16 protein-coding genes are annotated in these 19,573 nt (G+C 72.4%); 5 read left to right on the top strand and 11 right to left on the bottom strand.

Going from position 1 to position 19,573, the window contains the following annotated elements:
* Nucleotides 1-249 precede the first annotated feature (249 nt).
* Nucleotides 250-4,068 carry a multifunctional oxoglutarate decarboxylase/oxoglutarate dehydrogenase thiamine pyrophosphate-binding subunit/dihydrolipoyllysine-residue succinyltransferase subunit gene (locus LX83_RS24860; protein WP_253775489.1) on the top strand — a complete coding sequence of 1,273 codons (3,819 nt, stop codon included), beginning with the start codon at nucleotides 250-252 and terminating at the stop codon, nucleotides 4,066-4,068.
* Nucleotides 4,069-4,193: 125 nt separating this feature from the next.
* The gene (locus tag LX83_RS24855) at nucleotides 4,194-4,376 is read left to right on the top strand and encodes a DUF6104 family protein (protein WP_253775487.1); all 183 of its coding nucleotides are present in this window, start codon (nucleotides 4,194-4,196) and stop codon (nucleotides 4,374-4,376) included.
* Nucleotides 4,377-4,452: 76 nt separating this feature from the next.
* Here the strand turns inward: LX83_RS24855 and LX83_RS24850 are convergent, their stop codons facing one another.
* The gene (locus tag LX83_RS24850) at nucleotides 4,453-5,445 is read right to left on the bottom strand and encodes an aldo/keto reductase (RefSeq protein WP_253775486.1); all 993 of its coding nucleotides are present in this window, start codon (nucleotides 5,443-5,445) and stop codon (nucleotides 4,453-4,455) included.
* A gap of 940 nt (nucleotides 5,446-6,385) precedes the next feature.
* Between LX83_RS24850 and LX83_RS24845 the strand changes: the two genes are divergently transcribed.
* On the top strand, nucleotides 6,386-6,589 hold the full coding sequence (locus tag LX83_RS24845; protein WP_253775484.1) for a cold-shock protein: 204 nt from the start codon (nucleotides 6,386-6,388) through the stop codon (nucleotides 6,587-6,589).
* Nucleotides 6,590-6,698: 109 nt separating this feature from the next.
* Here LX83_RS24845 and LX83_RS24840 read toward each other — a convergent pair whose 3' ends face one another.
* The 4 genes from LX83_RS24840 to LX83_RS24825 all read right to left on the bottom strand — a co-directional run bounded on the left by LX83_RS24840 (nucleotide 6,699) and on the right by LX83_RS24825 (nucleotide 9,190).
* Complete coding sequence (locus tag LX83_RS24840) at nucleotides 6,699-6,857, bottom strand: hypothetical protein (RefSeq protein WP_253775482.1); 159 nt, start codon at nucleotides 6,855-6,857, stop codon at nucleotides 6,699-6,701.
* A gap of 35 nt (nucleotides 6,858-6,892) precedes the next feature.
* Nucleotides 6,893-7,474 carry a DUF6292 family protein gene (locus LX83_RS24835; protein ID WP_253775480.1) on the bottom strand — a complete coding sequence of 194 codons (582 nt, stop codon included), beginning with the start codon at nucleotides 7,472-7,474 and terminating at the stop codon, nucleotides 6,893-6,895.
* A gap of 480 nt (nucleotides 7,475-7,954) precedes the next feature.
* A complete protein-coding gene (locus LX83_RS24830; RefSeq protein WP_253775478.1) occupies nucleotides 7,955-8,500 on the bottom strand; it encodes a GntR family transcriptional regulator in 546 nt (181 codons plus the stop codon).
* Between the two features lie 90 nt (nucleotides 8,501-8,590).
* Complete coding sequence (locus LX83_RS24825; protein ID WP_253775476.1) at nucleotides 8,591-9,190, bottom strand: TetR/AcrR family transcriptional regulator; 600 nt, start codon at nucleotides 9,188-9,190, stop codon at nucleotides 8,591-8,593.
* Nucleotides 9,191-9,309: 119 nt separating this feature from the next.
* Here LX83_RS24825 and LX83_RS24820 point away from each other — a divergent pair, with 119 nt between their 5' ends.
* Together LX83_RS24820 and LX83_RS24815 are read left to right on the top strand one after the other, a co-directional pair.
* Nucleotides 9,310-10,059, top strand: coding sequence for an SDR family NAD(P)-dependent oxidoreductase (locus tag LX83_RS24820; RefSeq protein ID WP_253775474.1), 750 nt, complete (start codon nucleotides 9,310-9,312; stop codon nucleotides 10,057-10,059).
* A 66-nt stretch (nucleotides 10,060-10,125) separates the two neighbouring features.
* Nucleotides 10,126-10,875, top strand: coding sequence for an SDR family oxidoreductase (locus LX83_RS24815; RefSeq protein ID WP_253775472.1), 750 nt, complete (start codon nucleotides 10,126-10,128; stop codon nucleotides 10,873-10,875).
* A gap of 560 nt (nucleotides 10,876-11,435) precedes the next feature.
* Here LX83_RS24815 and LX83_RS24810 read toward each other — a convergent pair.
* From LX83_RS24810 to hutH, 6 genes are all read right to left on the bottom strand, one after another.
* Nucleotides 11,436-12,470: a DUF6297 family protein gene (locus tag LX83_RS24810; protein ID WP_301328885.1), complete on the bottom strand. Its 1,035-nt coding sequence runs from the start codon at nucleotides 12,468-12,470 to the stop codon at nucleotides 11,436-11,438.
* Between the two features lie 147 nt (nucleotides 12,471-12,617).
* Entirely contained in the window at nucleotides 12,618-13,799 is a 1,182-nt protein-coding gene (gene hutI, locus LX83_RS24805; RefSeq protein WP_253775771.1) for an imidazolonepropionase, read from the bottom strand.
* Nucleotides 13,796-15,124: a formimidoylglutamate deiminase gene (locus LX83_RS24800; protein WP_253775468.1), complete on the bottom strand. Its 1,329-nt coding sequence runs from the start codon at nucleotides 15,122-15,124 to the stop codon at nucleotides 13,796-13,798. Before LX83_RS24800 ends, hutI begins: the two co-directional genes overlap by 4 nt.
* Entirely contained in the window at nucleotides 15,121-16,326 is a 1,206-nt protein-coding gene (locus tag LX83_RS24795) for an allantoate amidohydrolase (RefSeq protein ID WP_253775467.1), read from the bottom strand. The genes LX83_RS24800 and LX83_RS24795 overlap by 4 nt, the downstream gene beginning before the upstream one ends.
* A complete protein-coding gene (gene hutU, locus LX83_RS24790; protein WP_253775465.1) occupies nucleotides 16,323-17,987 on the bottom strand; it encodes a urocanate hydratase in 1,665 nt (554 codons plus the stop codon). The genes LX83_RS24795 and hutU overlap by 4 nt, the downstream gene beginning before the upstream one ends.
* Nucleotides 17,984-19,555 carry a histidine ammonia-lyase gene (gene hutH, locus LX83_RS24785; RefSeq protein WP_253775463.1) on the bottom strand — a complete coding sequence of 524 codons (1,572 nt, stop codon included), beginning with the start codon at nucleotides 19,553-19,555 and terminating at the stop codon, nucleotides 17,984-17,986. The genes hutU and hutH overlap by 4 nt, the downstream gene beginning before the upstream one ends.
* Nucleotides 19,556-19,573: the final 18 nt, after the last annotated feature.

Raw genomic sequence — 19,573 nt, 5'->3', positions numbered from 1 at the left:
GGCACCGAACAACCGCATCCCGATCGCGACTTCCTGGGGACGACCACGGACCAGCAGCAGTTGCCCTGACGCACGCGTTCACCGCGCGTGACCAGGCTTGCACGCTGGTCGGACGCTTCCGGATCGATCCTGTGATCGAGCCCTCGTTGCGGGTGTTCCACTGCGTGTGAAGTGCCCCTCTCAGGGGACTAGCCTGAGAGACGAGTGTGTCAATACCAAGAGCGAGATGGATAGAGGCGAGCGGCAGCCGTGTCCAGCAGTAGTCCTGCGTCACAGTTCGGCCCCAACGAGTGGCTTGTCGAGGAAATGTACGAGCAGTTCCTCGCAGACCCGTCGTCCGTAGACCCGGCGTGGCACGATTTCTTCGCCGACTACAAGCCGACGCAGCGAGTGGCCGGCAACGGGGGTGCTGCCGCGAAGTCCGCCGAGGCCAACACCACCACGGCAGCCCGGGGCACCACCACGGGAACCGCGCAGCTGGCGACGCCACCGGCGTCGGCCGCGTCGGCGACCCCGGCCGCGAGCGCGCCGGCCAAGGCCGCCCCAGCCTCCCCGGGCACCACCGCCCCCAGCCCCGCCACCAACGGCAAGGCTCCGAGCGCACCTGCCCAGAGCGCATCGGCACAGAGCGCATCGGCACAGAGCGCGCCGGCCAAGACCCTGCCGTCCACCGGCAAGCCCGCGCCGCAGCAGGCAGCCACCGCCGCCCCGGTGCGGCCGGCCGGCGGCGCGGAGCGCAAGCCACTGCGCGGCGCGGCCGCGGCCATCGCCAAGAACATGGAGCAGTCGCTGACCGTGCCGACCGCCACCAGCGTGCGCGCGGTCCCGGCCAAGCTGCTGTTCGACAACCGGATCGTGATCAACAACCACCTCAAGCGCACCCGGGGTGGCAAGATCTCGTTCACCCACCTGATCGGGTACGCCATCGTTCGGGCGCTGCACCAGTACCCGAACATGAACCGGCACTACGCCCTGGTCGACGGCAAGCCCAACGTGGTCACCCCCGAGCACGTGAACCTGGGGCTGGCCATCGACCTGCCCGGCAAGGACGGCCAGCGCTCGCTGGTGGTGGCCTCCATCAAGGGCTGCGAGAACATGACCTTCTCGCAGTTCTGGCAGGCCTACGAGGACATCATCCGCAAGGCCCGCAACAACTCGCTGACCGCCGAGGACTTCGCCGGCACCACGATCTCGCTGACCAACCCGGGCACCATCGGCACCAACCACTCGGTGCCCCGGCTGACCGCCGGCCAGGGCACCATCATCGGTGTCGGCGCCATGGAGTACCCGGCCGAGTTCCAGGGCACCAGCGAGAAGGCGCTCATCGACATGGGTGTCAGCAAGATCATGACGCTGACGTCCACCTACGACCACCGGATCATCCAGGGCGCCGAGTCCGGCGAGTTCCTGCGCCGCATCCACCAGCTGCTGCTCGGTGAGGACGGCTTCTACGACGACATCTTCACCTCGCTGCGGCTGCCCTACGAGCCGGTGCGCTGGGTGCGCGACATCCCCGAGGGCGCGGTCGACAAGACCGCCCGGGTGATCGAGCTGATCGACGCCTACCGCACCCGCGGCCACCTGATGGCCGACACCGACCCGCTCAACTACCGCCAGCGCCGCCACGAGGACCTGGACGTGCTCTCGCACGGCCTGACCCTGTGGGACCTGGACCGCGAGTTCGCGGTGGGCGGCTTCGCCGGCAAGGAGCGCATGAAGCTGCGCGACGTGCTCGGCGTGCTGCGCGACTCCTACTGCCGCACGGTCGGCGTGGAGTACACCCACATCCTCGACCCGGCCGAGCGCCGCTGGATCCAGGAGCGGGTGGAGGTGCCGCACGAGAAGCCGTCGGCCACCGTGCAGAAGTACATCCTGTCCAAGCTCAACGCGGCCGAGGCGTTCGAGACCTTCCTGCAGACCAAGTACGTCGGCCAGAAGCGGTTCTCGCTGGAGGGTGGCGAGACGGTCATCGCGCTGCTGGACGCGGTGCTGGACAAGGCCGCCGAGCACGAGCTGGACGAGGTCGTCATCGGCATGCCGCACCGCGGCCGGCTCAACGTGCTGGCCAACATCGTGGGCAAGCCGATCTCGCAGATCTTCCGGGAGTTCGAGGGCAACCTCGACCCGGGCCAGGCGCACGGCTCCGGTGACGTCAAGTACCACCTGGGCGCGGAGGGCAAGTACTTCCGGATGTTCGGCGACGGCGAGGTCAAGGTCTCGCTGACCGCCAACCCGTCCCACCTGGAGGCCGTGGACCCGGTGCTGGAGGGCATCGTCCGGGCCAAGCAGGACCTGCTGGACAAGGGCGGCGAGGGCTTCACCGTGCTGCCGGTGGCGCTGCACGGCGACGCCGCGTTCGCCGGCCAGGGCGTGGTGGCCGAGACGCTGAACCTGGCGCTGCTGCGCGGCTACCGCACCGGCGGCACCGTGCACGTGGTCATCAACAACCAGGTCGGCTTCACCACGGCGCCGGAGCACTCGCGGTCCAGCCAGTACTCCACCGACGTGGCCAAGATGATCCAGGCGCCGGTGTTCCACGTGAACGGCGACGACCCGGAGGCCTGCTACTGGGTGGCCAAGCTGGCCGTGGACTACCGGCAGGCGTTCAACAAGGACGTCGTCATCGACATGGTCTGCTACCGGCGGCGCGGTCACAACGAGGGCGACGACCCGTCCATGACCCAGCCGGCCATGTACGACGTGATCGACGCCAAGCGCAGCGTGCGCAAGACCTACACCGAGGCGCTGATCGGCCGGGGCGACATCTCGGTCGAGGAGGCCGAGAAGGCGCTGCGCGACTTCTCCAGCCAGCTGGAGCACGTCTTCAACGAGGTGCGCGAGCTGGAGAAGCACCCGGCCAAGGCCAGCCCCTCGGTGGAGACCGAGCAGCAGGTGCCGCAGAAGCTGGTCACCGCGGTGTCCCGCGAGGTGCTGGAGCGGATCGGCGACGCGCACGTCAACCTGCCCGAGGGCTTCACCCCGCACCCGAGGGTCAAGCCGGTGCTGGAGCGGCGCGCCAAGATGGTGCGCGAGGGCGGCATCGACTGGGCCTTCGCCGAACTGCTGGCGTTCGGCTCGCTGGCCATGGAGGGCCGGCTGGTCCGGCTGGCCGGCCAGGACTCCCGGCGCGGCACGTTCACCCAGCGCCACGCCGCCCTGATCGACCGCAAGACCGGCGCGGAGTACATCCCGCTGCAGAACCTGTCCGAGGACCAGGGCCGGTTCATGGCCTACGACTCGGCGCTGTCCGAGTACGCCGCCCTGGGCTTCGAGTACGGCTACTCGGTGGCCAACCCCGACGCCCTGGTGCTGTGGGAGGCGCAGTTCGGCGACTTCGTCAACGGCGCCCAGTCGATCATCGACGAGTTCATCTCCTCCGGTGAGGCCAAGTGGGGCCAGCGCTCGGACGTGGTGGTGCTGCTGCCGCACGGCCACGAGGGCCAGGGCCCGGACCACACCTCCGGCCGGATCGAGCGGTGGTTGCAGCTGTGCGCCGAGGGGTCGATGACGGTGGCCATGCCGTCGACCCCGGCCAACTACTTCCACCTGCTGCGCCGGCACGCCCTGGACGGGGTGAACCGTCCGCTGGTGGTGTTCACGCCCAAGTCGATGCTGCGGATGAAGGCCGCGACCAGCCCGGTCGAGGCGTTCACCGACAGCAAGTTCGCCTCGGTGCTGGACGACCCGACCCAGCCGGACCCGGCCAAGGTGCGCAAGCTGCTGCTGTGCAGCGGCAAGGTGTACTACGAGCTGGCCGCGGAGAAGGAGCGGCGCGGCGCGGCGGACACCGCGATCGCCCGGGTCGAGCAGCTGTACCCGGTGCCCGTGCGCAAGCTGGGCAACCTGTTGGAGCGCTACCCCAACGCCACCGACATCCGGTGGGTGCAGGAGGAGCCGGCCAACCAGGGCGCCTGGCCGTACTTCGGCCTGACCCTGCCGGAGCTGCTGCCCGAGCGGCTGGCCGGTATCCGCCGGGTGTCCCGGCGGGCCATGGCGGCCCCGTCCGCCGGGTCCAAGGGTGTGCACGACGTGGAGCAGCGCGAGCTGATCACCAAGGCGTTCGAGTGAGCACCCTGCGGATGAGCTGACCCTCCTGGCTTACCCTTACCGAGCCGCCGACCTGACCCAGGTCGGCGGCTCGGTAGCTTTTGTGGCACGGGCTGCCGTGTCTGTGGCACAGCCAGGAGGACAGCGTGTACTTCACCGACCGGGGCATCGAGGAGCTTGAGGAGCGCAGGGGCGACGAAGAGGTCAGCTTCGCGTGGCTGGCCGAGAAGATGCGCAACTTCGTCGACGACAACCCCGACTTCGAGAACGCCATCGAGCGGCTGGCGACCTACCTCGCCCGCGACGACGAGGACGACCTGGACGACTGACCTGGGTGGCCGCCAGTGCGGCCCCCAGGCCCGTTCGCCGGTCAGCCCGCGGTGACCGGGCCGGCGGCCACCCGCCTCACCAGGCGTACGCCTCCGGGGCCGGCTTGGCCCCGTTGGGTGCCGGCGGCGGGAACAGCTCGTCCAGCGTGGCCAGGGTGGCCGCGTCCAGTTCCAGCTCAACGGCCCGCAGCGCGTTGTCCAGCTGCGCTGCCGTGCGTGGCCCGATGATCGGCGCGGTCACCCCCTCCTGGTGCAGCAGCCAGGCCAGCGCCACGTTGGCCGGGTCCTCGCCGAGGTCGGCGCTCAGCTTCTCGAAGCTCTCGATCGCCTGCCCGTGCTTGGCGAGCGTCCGGGTCGAGCGCTCACCAACGCCCCGGGACGCGCCGCCCTCGCGCTGCTTGCGCAGCACCCCGCCGAGCACGCCGCCGTCCAGCGGCGACCACGGGATCACGCCGATGCCGTAGTGGCGGGCGGCGGGCAGCACCTCCAGTTCGATCCACCGGTTCAGCAGGTTGTAGAAGGACTGCTCGCTGACCAGGCCGAGGAAGTGCCGGGTGCGCGCGGCCTCCTGCGCCTGCGCCAGGTGCCAGCCGGCGAAGTTGGACGAGCCGAAGTAGAGCACCTTGCCCTGCTGGCGCAGGACGTGGAACGCCTCCCAGATCTCCTCCCACGGTGTGGCCCGGTCCACGTGGTGCATCTGGTAGAGGTCGATGTGGTCGGTGCCCAGCCGCTTCAGCGAGGCGTCACAGGCCCGCCGGATGCTCAACGCGGACAGGTACCGCTCGTTGGGCCAGTCGCCCATGTTGCCGTAGACCTTGGTGGCCAGCACGGTCCGCTCCCGGCGGCCGCCGCCGGTGGCGAACCAGCGCCCGATGATCTGCTCGGTGGCGCCCGGTCCGAGCTGCCCGCCGTAGACGTTGGCCGTGTCGAAGAAGTTGATCCCGTGGTCCAGGGCCCGATCCATGATCGCGTGACTGTCCGCTTCGGAGGTTTCCGGTCCGAAGTTCATGGTGCCCAGGCACAACCGGGACACGGACAGGCCGGAACGGCCGAGATGGGTGTACTCCATGCCGTCCAGCCTCCCGCACCACCGCCCGCCGGGCCACCCTCGATTTTCCCGGTCCGGCACGGGATTCCACAGTGGACGAGCTGGAGCAGCTCCAGCCACATCCATCCATAGTGGACGTGTCGGCACGGCCGGCCGCGGGTGGTCGCCTCGGGCCGCCGCCGGCGCTCGACCTCCACTCGGAACGCCGGGGTCGCCAGGCCGGCGCCCCGGACCAGCGAGCAGGCCGGGAGCGCGTCCGCGGACAGGTAGCTGTCGGCGCACCGACCGGACCACGGCCAGGTCGGCGAGGCCGGGCAGCCCGGTCAGGCTTGACAGGCCGGTCAGGCTGATCAGGCTGGCCGGTGTGCGGCCGAGAGCTGGGTCGGACGAATTCTGCCGACGTACCGCCCGTGTCCGCCTCCGCTGCGGTACAGTCGGCAGGGTTGGGGTACCAGTTGCCGGCATCCGGCCGTCGCGGTTCTCCGATCCAGCCCGGTCCGGTGGTTTTCCGGCCGGAGACGGGAGCACCGGCTTGCCGCCGGATCACCAGTTCGCACCACGACTGCCCGTGATCGCCCGAGCCCCCACACACCTCAAGTCGATCTCGCCCGCCGATGCGGCGGACGCCTCCGACCGATCCACGCAGCAGGATTCGTCCACAGCGGAGCGGAGGTCGTTATGACCCGAACCGGACGCGGTGCCATGGCCGACTTCACCGAGGCGCGGACCGCCACCGACAGGTCGGTGGCCGCCCAACGGTTCCAGGCCGCCCGCACGGTGGCGGACCACTCGCTGGGCGTGGACGACTGCCGGGAGCTGTTGTCCATGTTGGGGCTGTCCGACCGAGGACCAAACGCCGCTCCAGCACACGCCGCGCGTGTCCGCGCAGGGCGGGAGCAGCACACGAACCACTCGCACCGGGACGCGCCAGGCGCGTCCGGTCAACCGAAGGAGCACGTCGATGACTCAGGGAACGGTCAAGTGGTTCAGTGGTAGCAGGGGATTCGGTTTCATCACCCCTTCGGGCGGTGGAGCTGACCTCTTCGTGCACCACTCCGAGATCCAGGGCTACGGCTTCCAGGGAATTCCGGACAACCAGCCGGTGGAGTTCGAGATCGGTGAAGGCCGCAAGGGGCCGCAGGCCCTCTCGGTCCGGTTCCTCTGACGCACAGCTGACCCGCGAGGGGCGGACGCGTTCTCGTGTCCGCCCCAGCGCGGTGTGGCCGTCGGGCCATGCGGACCGCCACGAGGGCCAGCCGCCGACCGCGGACCCCTCATGAGTTGTCCGGAGTGGACGGTGACTCGAAGCGCGGGAACGGAGTGCCGCGCAACTGCGGGGGAACGGCCGGGATTTCGGCGGCGGGGTGGCTGAACACCACGGGATGGACGGTGCTCGGGGTGTTGGTGGTCGGTTCGGTTTTCGTCGGTGTCATCGGATTTCCTGTGGTTCGGTTGATGAGTTGGGTGGTCACCGCACCGGGGCGTGGTGTTCCATGCGCTCGGCGAGGTGGAACCAGTCCGTGCGCGGGAGGGGAACCGCCGGGGTTCGCCCCGCCCCACGCCGCGTGATCGCTTCGGTGACGAACCGCGCCACTGCTTCCGGAGCCGGGACCAGGTCGCCGGTCGAGCGGGAGAGCACGAGCGGCGGCTCGGTGGGCGTGGTCTCGATCGAGACCGCCCATCCCTGTGCGGCGCTCCAGACCAGCATGACGTCGCGGTTCGGGTGGTCCGCGGCGCGGCAGTCCAGGGCGAGGTACGCGGTGGCCGTGTCGGTGACCTCGTAGGTGGTGCCCTCACCGGACACTCCGACCGCCTCGGCGACCGTCCGCACGTAACGGGCGAGGGCTGTGGTCAGCGCGTCCGCGACGTCGGTGGGACCGGCGGACGCGGTTCGCGGACGCGGGGTGCTGGCGCTGGCCAGCGGTTCGTCCGGGGAGCAGCGCTTCGCGCCGGGGGTTCTCGGCCGGCGCGGCACCGGTTCGGCACCGCGGCGGTTGGCCAGGACGGCACCGTTCGCGCTGCCGGTGTCGAGTGGTCTGATCTGCGTCATGTGGACTCCGTCCGCGTCGCGGTCGTGGCTCGGCCTGTCGGTCGTCGCGGCAGCCGGAGGGGGACGTGGTGAGCCGCGTTCATCGATTCGCCGTGCTCACCGCCGACGTGCTCCGGGTGGTCGCGGGAAGCGACCGACGGCGCGCACGAGCCGTGGCGGTGGCGAAGCGAGTGGACAACCCGTGGTACTGCTGGCCCCCGTGTCCGAACGGCGATCTGGACCGGATGAGGTGGGGGCGCTCCCGCCGGATGCGGGCAGCAGGGGTGCTGTTCACACCCACTGTATCCCATCAACGCCGGGAACGGGTGGTCACCGGCTTGTGCGGCCTGATCCGTGCAGTCGTCCGGGTGCCCGCGCGGATCATCCTTTGTGGACTCGCGCGCCGACGGCACCACCGCGGCCACCGGACGAGGCCTGCCAGCGATCCGTTCGATGTCGTGATGGTGCAACGGACTTCGGACGCAGGGCGGCGTCCTCGGCTCAGTCGATCGACAGCTCGTAGCCCAGCGTCCGGCCCCGCGCGACCATCGTCAGCACGCTCACCTCGACGGGCGTGCCCGCCGCCGTGGTCAACCGGCGGAACAGCTCCAGCACCCACTCGCCGTCGGCCAGGTCGAGCAGGTGTCGTTCGACCCCGTTGGCGGGTCGGGCGGACACCTCCTCGCTGGCGCGGCTGGGGACGTGCCCGAGTTCGGCGAGCAGGGTGACCGCGCCCCCGGGAATGCTGGCGGGCTCGGCCAGCCCGGTCCCGCTGGCCAGCGCGGCCGGGTAGTAGGAGTCGGCCAGTTCCACGGGCTGGCCGTCGAACAGGATGGTCCGGCGCCGCACCACGGCGCTGGCGCCGTCGGCGAGCCCCAGTGCCTGGGCCACCCTCGGCGGCGGCACGAGTTCGGCGACCTCGCGCAGGCGCTGGCCGCCCTGTCCGCCCCGACGCGCAGCCTCCTCGCTCCACGCGTCACCCGCACCCGGCGGACGAGGCACCACGTAGGGCTTGGACACGCTCACCCACCTGCTCGAACCAGTCATCCCGCCTCCAGCGCTGATCACCCCGGGCTGTCATCCGACCACACCAGGTATACCGGCAGTCGATCCGCGCACCACCGGCGATGGCGTCGGTCACGCCCGCAACGCGTCGATCGCGGTGTCGACCGCGGCCAGGGCGGCGGCCCGGTCCAGGCCCGCCCGCGACACGAGCGAGAGGCCCTGCACGACGTAGAGCAGCAGCTGGGCCTGGTCCTCGGGGCGGGCGCTGTCGGTGACCTCTCCGGAGGCCTGTGCGCGGCGCAGCGCGGCGGCGACGATGTCGGTGAACCGGCGGTACGAGCGGGTGACGACTTCGGTGGCCTCGCTGTCGTGCGGGACGAGTTCGGCGGTGGTGTTGCCGACCAGGCAGCCCTGCGGTGTGCCCAGTTCGGTGCTGATCTCGTCCAGGCGTGCCGGGTGGGTCAGGATCTCCCGGAGCGCCGGCAGCACGGGGGTGGTGTCGAGTGCGCTGGTCAGGTGCCGCTCGTACACCTCCCAGTAGAGCCGGACCGCGTCGAGGTAGAAGCGGCGCTTGTCCCCGAACGCCCCGTAGAGGCTGCCGCGTTCGACGGCCAGCGCGTCGACCAGGTCCTGGATCGAGGTCGCCCCGTAGCCCCGGGACCAGAACAGCTCCAGTGCGCACAGCAGGGTCTGGTCCTTGTCGAACCCTCGGGGGCGTCCGGTCCGTGCCACCCGTCCGACACTACGACTTCTTGACAGTGCGTTCAAGAAGTCATAGCTTCGGCCGCGTTACTTTTTGAACGCTTGCACGGAAGTCGACCGATCACGTGCTGGACGCGAAGGACGAAGCAGTGGAGTTGGCAGGGAAGAGGGCACTCATCACCGGATCCGGCGCGATCGGCGGACTCGGCCACGCGACGGCCAGGGTGCTGGCCGCGGCGGGAGCTGATGTGATCATCACCGGCACCGACCCGGAGCGCGGGGCCCAGGTCGTGGCTGACCTCCGCGCGGTCGGTGGCCCGTCCACCGGCACGGTGCGCTTCGTCGCGGCCGACCTGGCCGACCCGGCGGCCGTGCGGCGGCTGGTCGAGGACGCCGGAGCCGTGGACGTCCTGGTCAACAACGCCGGCGTCGTGACGCTCGGCCCGACCGCCGAGCAGGACCTCGCGGGCTATGACGCCGCCTTCGCGGTCAACGTGCGGGCGCCGTTCCTGCTCACCGCGCTGCTCGCGCCGACGATGGCGGCCAACGGCGGCGGCAGCATCGTCAACGTCAGCTCGACCGCGGCCAGCCTCGGCACGCCGGGAATGGCTGTCTACGGGGCCACCAAGGCGGCGCTCGAATCGTTGACCCGCACCTGGGCGGCGGAGTTCGCCGAGGCGAACGTGCGGGTCAACGCCGTCGCTCCGGGCCCGATGCGCACCGCGAAGGTGGTCGCGGCGATGGGCCCGGACATGGGTGGCATGGGCCTGACCACCGCGCTCAAGCGCACCTCCGATCCGACCGAGGTGGCGCACGTGATCGCTTTCCTCGCCAGCGACCGGGCCAGTTACGTGACCGGGACGGTGGTGGCCGCCGACGGCGGCCGAACCGCGATCTGAGCCTCCGCTGGCACAACCGCGCTGGCACAACCACGCGCCCTGGCCCCACGTGAGGAGCACGAGAGCATGAGCCGTCTGGCGGGAAAGCACGCACTGATCACCGGGGGGACGAGCGGGATCGGCCTGGAGACGGCCCGTGAGTTCCTGGCCGAGGGGGCGACCGTCGCGATCACCGGTCGCTCGCGGCAGAGACTGGATGAGGCCGCCCGGCAACTGGGTGGTCGGCTGCTGCCCATCGTCAGCGACGCCGGCGACGTACCCGGTCAGGCGGCGCTGGCCGCGCGGCTGCGGGCGGACTGGCCCAAGCTCGACATCCTGGTGAGCAACGCCGCCGACGTCACCCACCTGCCGATCGCGGAATGGACCGAGGAGGCGTTCGACAGGCTCGTCGCGACCAACCTCAAGGCGCCGTTCTTCCTGATCAAAGCCCTGTTGCCGCTGTTCTCGCGGCAGTCGTCGATCATCCTGGTCGGTTCGGTCTCCGCGTTCGTCGGACACGAGAACGCGACGGTCTACGGTGCGGCCAAGGCGGGCCTGCTGTCCTACGCCCGCGGGCTGAGCTACGAGTTGAGGGACCGGGGTGTCCGGGTCAACGGCCTGAGCCCGGGGCCGACCGTCACCAACGCGCTCGCCGCGCTGGGGTCCGAGCGCCAGGCCGCCGTCTACGAGGAACTCCGGCGGACCGTGCCCCTGCACCGCCTGGGGACCGCCACCGAGATGGCGAAGGCCGCCGTCTACCTCGCCTCGGACGAGTCCGCCTACACCGTCGGCACCGTGCTGCGCGTGGACGGCGGCATCGGGGAACTCGCCTACTGACGTGGCGCGGCGGTGTGGACGGCACCGCCGCGACCACGCCCGCGTCCAACCGCACCCACACCTCGAATGACCGACCGAGACCGGCGCGTGACAGGCTCGCTCGGACCGCTTCAACGGCTACACCTGCGCCGGTGACGCCACCACGTCGCCCTCGTCACGGTCGTTCGGACGACGTGACGGGAGTCGCTTGCTGGGCGGGTTGTGGCGTGCCTGCGCTGCTGCTGTGTCGGGATTGGAGTTTGGCGAGCGTACCGATGACGAACGGCGAAGCGGGACAGGAAATTCAGCGTGGCCGGGTACACGATGGCTGCCTCGGCTTGTCTCCATGACGATCCCTTCACTGCCGAGGGGGTAGGTCGTGAAGGCCGGGCGACGCTGGATGTGCTGCTCGCTCGGTTCGAACAGCTCCAGCACCACGCATCCGTCGCTGGGCGGTGCTCACGATGTGACCGTGAGGAGATTGATCAGCAGTGCGAACACCGCCAGGAGACCGAGTCCCCGGCACAGTTGACGCACGAGCCCCCAGGGGATCATGACGCCGAACCCGATGTCGAGGAGAGTCAGGTGGTAGTCCGTGGGGGTCGGGTGGCGAGTCGGTAGGTGACGGCCACTGCTCCGACCGCAGCGACGAACCACAGCCAGGGGCCGCTCTGCCAGGTCGCGGGCGCCGTTCCCAGGCACCACACCAGCGCTCCTGATGAGGGCACGGTGAGGTGCACCGCCCGGAGCCCGGAATCGCTGCCGCCGAGGGCGCGCCGCAGAGCCGGGGAACGATTGATGGTCCGCAGTCCCGCGGCGAGCCGGCTCGTGGCGGCGCACGCGGCCAGCAGTTGAGCCAGTGGCGCCCAGGTGGGGGCGAGGCCCGCGGCGGCATAGGGCACCAGGGCCAGGCCCGACCACAAAGGCAGGGCACCCGGTGTCCGGAACAGCCGGCGGAGGTCGGCACGGGCCAGTGAGCGCCACCGGCCGAGGGGGAAGGCGCCGCTTGTCACTCGGCCGACTCGGCGCCAGCGGTGGACTTCCAGAACACCGGTCAGCAGCGACAGGTCGAGGAAGTTCCCCGCGGTGGCCGCCGCCGCCGCGACGTGCGCCCCCTCGGACAGAGAGGCGCGTCCCAGACGGCCCAACCGCTGATCAGTCCACCACGACAGCGTGGCCGCCGCCGAGACAACGGCCACCAACGCCGGCAGCGACCCGATCGGAGCCAGGATGGTCCACAGGAGATCCCGCGATGGCCAACTCCCCCGCGCGGTGAGCAGCCCGAGTCCGGCGGTCAGCAGCCCGGCGCCGATCAGGACCCGATGCGACCAGGGCCGGCGGAACCGGTGGATCTGTCGCAGGACCGACAGTGCGACGAGCCCGCTGCCCACAGCGGCTCCTGTCACGATCGTGGCGGTCAGGGGCAGGCGGAACAACGCGACCAGGGCTGCTCCAGTCCCTGCCCCGGCTGACAGCCCGGCCAACGTCAGCCAGTAGAACCACTTTCGCAGCACGCCGCGCCGGTTCCCGGGAGCGGACAGAACCCAGGTGGTTGTTGCTGGACTGGCCACCAGCGGCCCGATGCCGGTGAGAACCGCGAGCGCGGCACCAGCCAGCAGGCCGGGTCGGCTGCGTCATGCCTCACCTCGGAAAGATCCGCGGACCGCCCGATCGCGGACCCGCGGACTTCCACACCGCCCTGCCCGAGGCGATCGAGCTGGCCTGGACCGATCTTCAGCTAGGAGACCCGACCTGTCTCCTGATCAGCTGGCCGCCGGTACCACCCGCCTGCCCCGCTGCCACACCGCGTGGGTGAGCGGGACGCCCGGCCGGTAGGCCAGGTGGGTCGCGGACGGGGCGTCGAGCACGTGCAGGTCGGCGCGGCTGCCCGGGCGGAGCACGCCGACCGCGCCGTCACCGGTTTCCCGGCGCAGTGCCCTGGCGCCGCCCCAGGTGGCCGCGCGCACCGCCTCGGCCACGCTCATCCCCAGCTGCAACACGGCCGTGGCCACGCAGAACGCCATGGACGAGGTGTAGGACGACCCCGGGTTGCAGTTGGACGCCAGCGCCACGGTCGCGCCCGCGTCCAGCAGGGCCCTGGCGTCGGGCAGCGGCTGGCGGGTGGACAGGTCGCAGGCGGGCAGCAGGGTGGCCACCGTGTCCGAGCCGGCCAACGCGTCCACATCGGACGGGGTGAGGTGGGTGCAGTGGTCCACGCTGGCCGCGCCCATCTCCACGGCCAGCCGCACACCCGGCCCCGGGCCGAGCTGGTTGCCGTGCACGCGCAGACCCAGTCCCCTGGCCGCGGCGGCCAGCAGCACCGTCCTGGACTGGTCCTCGTCGAACGCGCCGGTCTCGCAGAACACGTCCGCCCACCGCACGTGCGGGGCGACCGCGTCGAGCATGTCCCCGCACACCAGGGCCACGTACTCGTCCGCGTCCCAGCCGGGCGGCACCAGGTGCGCGCCCAGGAACGTCACCTCGTCCACAGTGGACGCGGCCAGCCGGGCGGAGCGCACCTCGTCGGCCACGGTCAGGCCGTAGCCGGTCTTGGTCTCCAGGCAGGTGGTGCCCTGGGCCAGTGCCTCGGCCGCGTGCCGGCGCAGCACCCCGGCCAGTTCGGCGTCACCGGCCGCGCGGGTCGCCTCGACCGTGACCGCGATGCCCCCGGCCCGGTAGGGCTGGCCGGCCATGCGCGCGGCGAACTCCTCGGTGCGGTCGCCGGCGAACACCAGGTGGGTGTGGCTGTCCACCCACCCGGGCAGCACGGCCCGGCCGCCCAGGTCCACGCGCTGGTCGGCCTCGGGCGCCCGTGCCGCCGGCCCGACCCACACCACCCGCTCCCCCTCGGTGACGAGCGCGACCCCGCTGAGCTGGCCCAGCTCGTCGTCGTTGGTGGTCAGCTCGCTGATGCCCACGAACACCGTGCTGACCGCGTTGTTCACCGCCACAGTGCCGTCACCTCCGCTCGCAGTAGCGCTGCCACATCCCCCAGCCGGGCGTGCTCGCCGTCGCGGGCCACCACCGCACCACCCACGACCACCTCGGCCACGTCCGCGGCCGAGGCCACCAGCGGCACCTGCTCGGGCAGCGCGCCCGCGGTGCGGACCGTGCCCGGGTCCACCATGACCAGGTCGGCCGGGGCGCCGGGCGCGATCCGGCCCGCCCCGGGCCAGCCCAGCGCGGTGTGGCCGGCCGCGGTCAGCGCGCCCACCAGCTCGGCCGGGGTGAACCGGCCGCGCCGGCCGGTGCGCAGCCGTTCGCCGTACTCCAGTGCCCTGGCCTCGCCGAGCATGTCGATCAGCGCGCTCTGGTCGGTGCCCAGGCTGATCGGGCAGCCGGCCTCGGCCAGGTCCCCGGCCGGCCCGAGGCCGTCGCCCAGGTCGGCTTCGGTGCTCGGGCACAGGCACACGGCGGTGCCGGTGCCGCCGAGCAGGCCGATGTCCTCGGCGGTCAGGTGGGTGGCGTGCACGGCCGTGGTGCGCGGGCCCAGCACGCCCGCGTCGTGCAGCAGCCGGGTCGGGGTGCACCCGTGCGCGGCCAGGCAGTCGGCGTTCTCGGCCGGCTGCTCGGACAGGTGGACGTGCAGTGGCTGGTCCGGTCCGGCGCCGGCCAGCACGTCGGCCACCTGGTCGGCGGGCACGGCCCGCACCGAGTGGATGGCCGCGCCGATCCGGGTGTTCGCGTCGGGGCGCAGGCCGGCGTGCCGGTCGGCCCACTGCCGGGCCGAGCCGTCGCCGAACCGCCGCTGGGTGCCGGCCAACTCGCGGCCGATGCCGCCGGCCAGGTAGCAGGTGTCCAGCAGGGTGAGCCGGACGCCGGCACGGCGGGCGGCCTCGCGCAGCGCCTCGGCCATGGCGTTGGGGTCGGCGTACCGGCGGCCGTCCCGGTCGTGGTGCAGGTAGTGGAACTCGCCAACGCAGGTGATGCCCGCGACGGCCATCTCCGCGAACACGGCCGTGGCCAGGCCCAGGTAGCTGTCCGGGTCCAGCCGGGCGGCCAGCGCGTACATCGCCTCCCGCCAGGTCCAGAACGTGCCGCCGTCACCGTGCGTGCGGCCGCGCAGGGCCCGGTGGAACACGTGCGAGTGCGCGTTGGCGAACCCGGGCAGCACCACCCCGGCCAGCACCTCGGCGCCCGGCGGCGGCTGGTCGACCAGCTCCACCGCGCTGATGGTCCCGTCGTCGGCGCAGCTCACCAGCACACCCGCGGCCAGCCCGCCGGGCAGCCACGCGTGGGCGCACCAGAACCGGCCGCTGCCGGCGCTCATCCGGCCAGCCCGCGCAGCACGTCGGCGAGCGCGGCACTGCCCCGCGCGCAGTCGTCCGGCTCGGCGTGTTCGGCCGGGGCGTGGCTGATGCCGGTGGGGTTGCGCACGAACAGCATGGCGGTGGGCACGTGGGCGGCCAGGATGCCGGCGTCGTGGCCGGCGCCGGTGGGCAGCGCGGGCACGTCGCCGAGCAGGCCGGCCAGCCGGTCGCGCAGGCCGTCGTCGAAGACCACGCTGTCCCCGTAGGACTCCCGGGTGACCTCCAGCTCGCAGCCCTCGTCGCGGGCGGCCTGCTCGGCGTCGTCGGCGATCCGCTCGACCAGTTCCCTGGTCGCCACACCGTCCGGGGCCCGCGCGTCCAACCACAGGTCCACTGTGGACGCGATCACGTTGGTGCCGCCCGGCCTGGGCACCAGCCGGCCCACCGTGGCCCGCGATCCCTCCACTGTGGACGCGGCGCGGCGGGCGGCGCGCACCACCTCGGCGGCCGGCAGCATCGGGTCGGCGCGCTGCTCCAGCGGCGTGGTGCCGGCGTGGTTGCCCTGCCCGGTGAACCGGAACCGCCACCGCCCGTGCGCCAGGATCGAGGTGGCCAGGCCCACCGGCGCGGCCAGGTCCACCAGGCCGCGGCCCTGTTCCACGTGCAGTTCGACAAAGCAGCCGATCCGGCCGATCGCCTCCGGGTCCGCGCCCAGCCCGGCCGGGTCGACACCGGCCGCGCGCACCGCCTCGGCCAGGCTCACCCCGTCCGCATCGCGCAGCGCCCGCGCGGCATCGGCGGTGATCGCCCCGGTGAGCAGCCGGGAACCCAGGCACGGCACGCCGAACCGGCCGCCCTCCTCCTCGGCGAACACCACCACGGCCAGCGGCCGGCGCGGGGTGAACCCGCTCGCGCGCAGCAGGTCCACCGCGACCAGCGCGGACACCACGCCCAGCGGTCCGTCGAACGCGCCGCCGCCGGGCACCGAGTCCAGGTGGCTGCCGGTGACCACCGCGTCCGGCCCCGGTGCGCCCCACCACGCCCACAGGTTGCCGTTGCGGTCCGGCCGCACGTCCAGGCCGCGCGCGCCGGCCTCGGCCGTGAACCACTCGCGCAGCTCCAGTTCGGTGCGGTCGAACCCGTGCCGCGAGTAGCCGCCCCTGGTGTGGTCGATGCCGACGTCGGCGATGCTGTCCAGCAGTTGACTGGTCGGGTTGCTCATCGCGCCACCTCCCCGGGCTGGTTCATCGGAATGCGCACGCCCCGCTCGGCCGCCACCTCGGCCGCCTCCGGGTAGCCGGCGTCCACGTGCCGCAGCACGCCCATGCCCGGGTCGTTGGTGAGCACCCGCTCGATTTTGTGCGCGGCCAGCTCGGTGCCGTCGGCCACGGTGACCTGCCCGGCGTGGATGGACCGGCCGATGCCCACGCCACCGCCGTGGTGGATGGACACCCAGGTGGCGCCGGAGGCGGTGTTGACCATGGCGTTGAGCAGCGGCCAGTCCGCGATCGCGTCGGAGCCGTCGGCCATGCCCTCGGTCTCCCGGTACGGCGAGGCCACCGAGCCGCAGTCCAGGTGGTCGCGGCCGATGACGACCGGCGCGGACAGCTCACCGCTGGCCACCATCTCGTTGAACCGCAGGCCGGCGCGGTCGCGCTCGCCGTAGCCGAGCCAGCAGATCCGCGCGGGCAGCCCCTGGAAGGCGACGCGCTCGCCGGCCAGCCTGATCCACCGGGCCAGCGGCTCGTTGTCCGGGAACAGCTCCAGGATGGCCCGGTCGGTGGCGGCGATGTCGGCCGGGTCGCCGGACAGCGCCGCCCAGCGGAACGGGCCCTTGCCCTGGCAGAACAGCGGCCGGATGTAGGCGGGCACGAAACCCGGGAAGTCGAAGGCGCGCTCGTAGCCGCCGAGCTGGGCCTCGCCGCGCAGCGAGTTGCCGTAGTCGAACACCTCGGCGCCGGCGTCCAGGAACCCGACCATGGCGCGCACGTGCTCGGCCATGGACTCCCGCGCCCGGTCGGTGAACTCGGCCGGCTTGGCGGCCGCGTAGTCGTGCCAGTCGGCCAGGTCCACGCCGCTGGGCAGGTAGGCGAGCGGGTCGTGCGCGGAGGTCTGGTCGGTGACCACGTCCACGGCCACACCCCGGCGCAACAGCTCGGGCAGCACGTCGGCGGCGTTGCCGAGCACCGCGACGGACAGCGCGCGCCGCTCCCGCCTGGCCGCCTCCACCCGGCGCACCGCGTCGTCCAGGTCGGTGGCGATCTCGTCCAGGTAGCGGGTGTCCAGCCGGCGCTGGGCGCGGGACGGGTCGCACTCCACGACCAGCGCCACCCCGCCGTTCATGGTGATCGCCAGCGGCTGCGCGCCGCCCATGCCGCCCAGGCCGGCGGTGACCGTGAGCGTGCCCGCCAGGCTGCCGCCGAACCGCTTGGCCGCGACCGCCGCGAACGTCTCGTAGGTGCCCTGCAGGATGCCCTGGGTGCCGATGTAGATCCACGAGCCCGCGGTCATCTGCCCGTACATGGTCAGCCCGGCCGCTTCCAGCCGGCGGAACTCCGGCCAGTTCGCCCAGTCCGGCACCAGGTTGGAGTTGGCGATCAGCACCCGGGGCGCCCACTCGTGGGTGCGCAGCACCCCGACCGGCCGGCCGGACTGCACCAGCAGGGTCTCGTCGCCGCCGAGCGTGGTCAGCTCCCGGCTGATCGCGTGGAAGCTGGGCCAGTCCCTGGCCGCCCTGCCGGTGCCGCCGTAGACGACCAGGTCCTCGGGCCGCTCGGCCACCTCCGGGTCGAGGTTGTTGTGCAGCATGCGCAGCGGTGCCTCCGTGGCCCAGCTGCGCGCGGTCAGCGTGCTGCCCCTGGCAGCGCGGACGACCTCGGTCACGGTGTCCTCCCGACAACGGTTTCGGTGTGGTCCAAGGGGTTCAGCCAGGGGCCGGTCACGTCCAGCACCGCGCCCGAGCGCACCAGCTCCTCGGTCGCGGCGATCTCCGGCGCCAGGTGCCGGTCCGGGCCGGGGCCGGCCACGTGTTCGCGCAGCAGTTCCACCACGGCGGCGGTGGCCGGCGCCGGCCGCAGTGGCGCGCGCAGGTCCAGGGCGCGCGCGGCGGTGAGCAGTTCCACGGCCAGCACCGTGGTCAGGCCGTTGACGGCCTGGCGCAGCTTGCGCGCGGCCGACCAGCCCATGGACACGTGGTCCTCCTGCATCGCGCTGGTGGGGATGGAGTCCACCGAGGCAGGCACGGCCAGCCGCTTGAGTTCGGCGACCACCGCGGCCTGGGTGTAGTGGGCGATCATGTGCCCGGAGTCCACGCCCGGGTCGTCGGCCAGGAACGGCGGCAGCCCGTGCGAGCGGGCCACGTCCAGCATCCGGTCGGTGCGCCGCTCGGCCATGCTGGCCAGGTCGGCCACTGGGATGGCGAGGAAGTCCAGCACGTAGGCCAGTGGCGCGCCGTGGAAGTTGCCGTTGGACAGCACCCGGCCGTCGGCGAGCACCACCGGGTTGTCCACGGCCGAGGCCAGTTCCCGGTCGGCCACGGTCTCGGCGTGCGCCAGGCTGTCCCTGGCCGCGCCGTGCACCTGCGGCGCGCACCGCATCGAGTAGGCGTCCTGCACGCGCGGGCACTCCGGCCCCCGGTGGCTGGCCACGATCTCGGAGTCGGCCAGCAGCGCCATCATCCGCGCGGCCGAGTGCCCCTGGCCGGGGTGCGGGCGCAGCGCCTGGAGTTCGGCGGCGAACGCCCGGTCGGTGCCGAGCAGCGCCTCCACGCTCATGGCCGCGGTGATGTCGGCGATGTCGATCAGCCGGTGCAGGTCGGCGGCGGCCAGCACCAGCATGCCCAGCATGCCGTCGGTGCCGTTGATCAGCGCCAGCCCCTCCTTCTCGGCCAGGGTGACCGGGGTGAGCCCGGCCCTGGCCAGCGCCTCACCAGCCGGCAGCAGCCGCCCGTCCGCGTCCCGGACCTGCCCCTCACCGGTGAGCGCGAGCGCCACGGCCGACAGCGGCGCCAGGTCACCCGAGCAGCCCAGCGACCCGAACTCGTGCACCACCGGCACGATCCCGGCGTTGAGCATCCCGGCCATGGCCGACACCGTTTCCGGGCGCACCCCGGTGTGCCCGGTGGCCAGGGTGCGCAGCCGCAGCAGCATGAGCGCGCGCACCACCTCCCGCTCCACCTCCGGCCCGGCCCCGGCCGCGTGCGAGCGCACCAGCGACCGCTGCAGCGCGGCCCGCCGGTCCACCGGGATGTGCCGGATGGCCAGCGCGCCGAACCCGGTGGACACCCCGTAGGTGGGCTCGACCGCGTTGGCCAGCGCGGCCACGTGGTCCCGGGCGGCGGCCACCGCGGCCAGCGCGCGCTGGGTCAGCTCAACCGGCGTGTCGTGCCGCGCCACCGCGACCACCTGATCGCGGCGCAGCGGTTCGAGGCCAACGGGAACAGGTTCACCCATACCCCTATCCCAACCCGC

It is taken from the genome of Goodfellowiella coeruleoviolacea, assembly GCF_024171785.1.
In the GTDB taxonomy this organism is placed as follows: Bacteria; Actinomycetota; Actinomycetes; order Mycobacteriales; family Pseudonocardiaceae; genus Goodfellowiella; species Goodfellowiella coeruleoviolacea.
Note: the sequence above shows the minus strand (reverse complement) of the source record. Positions and strands in the feature narration are given on the sequence as shown.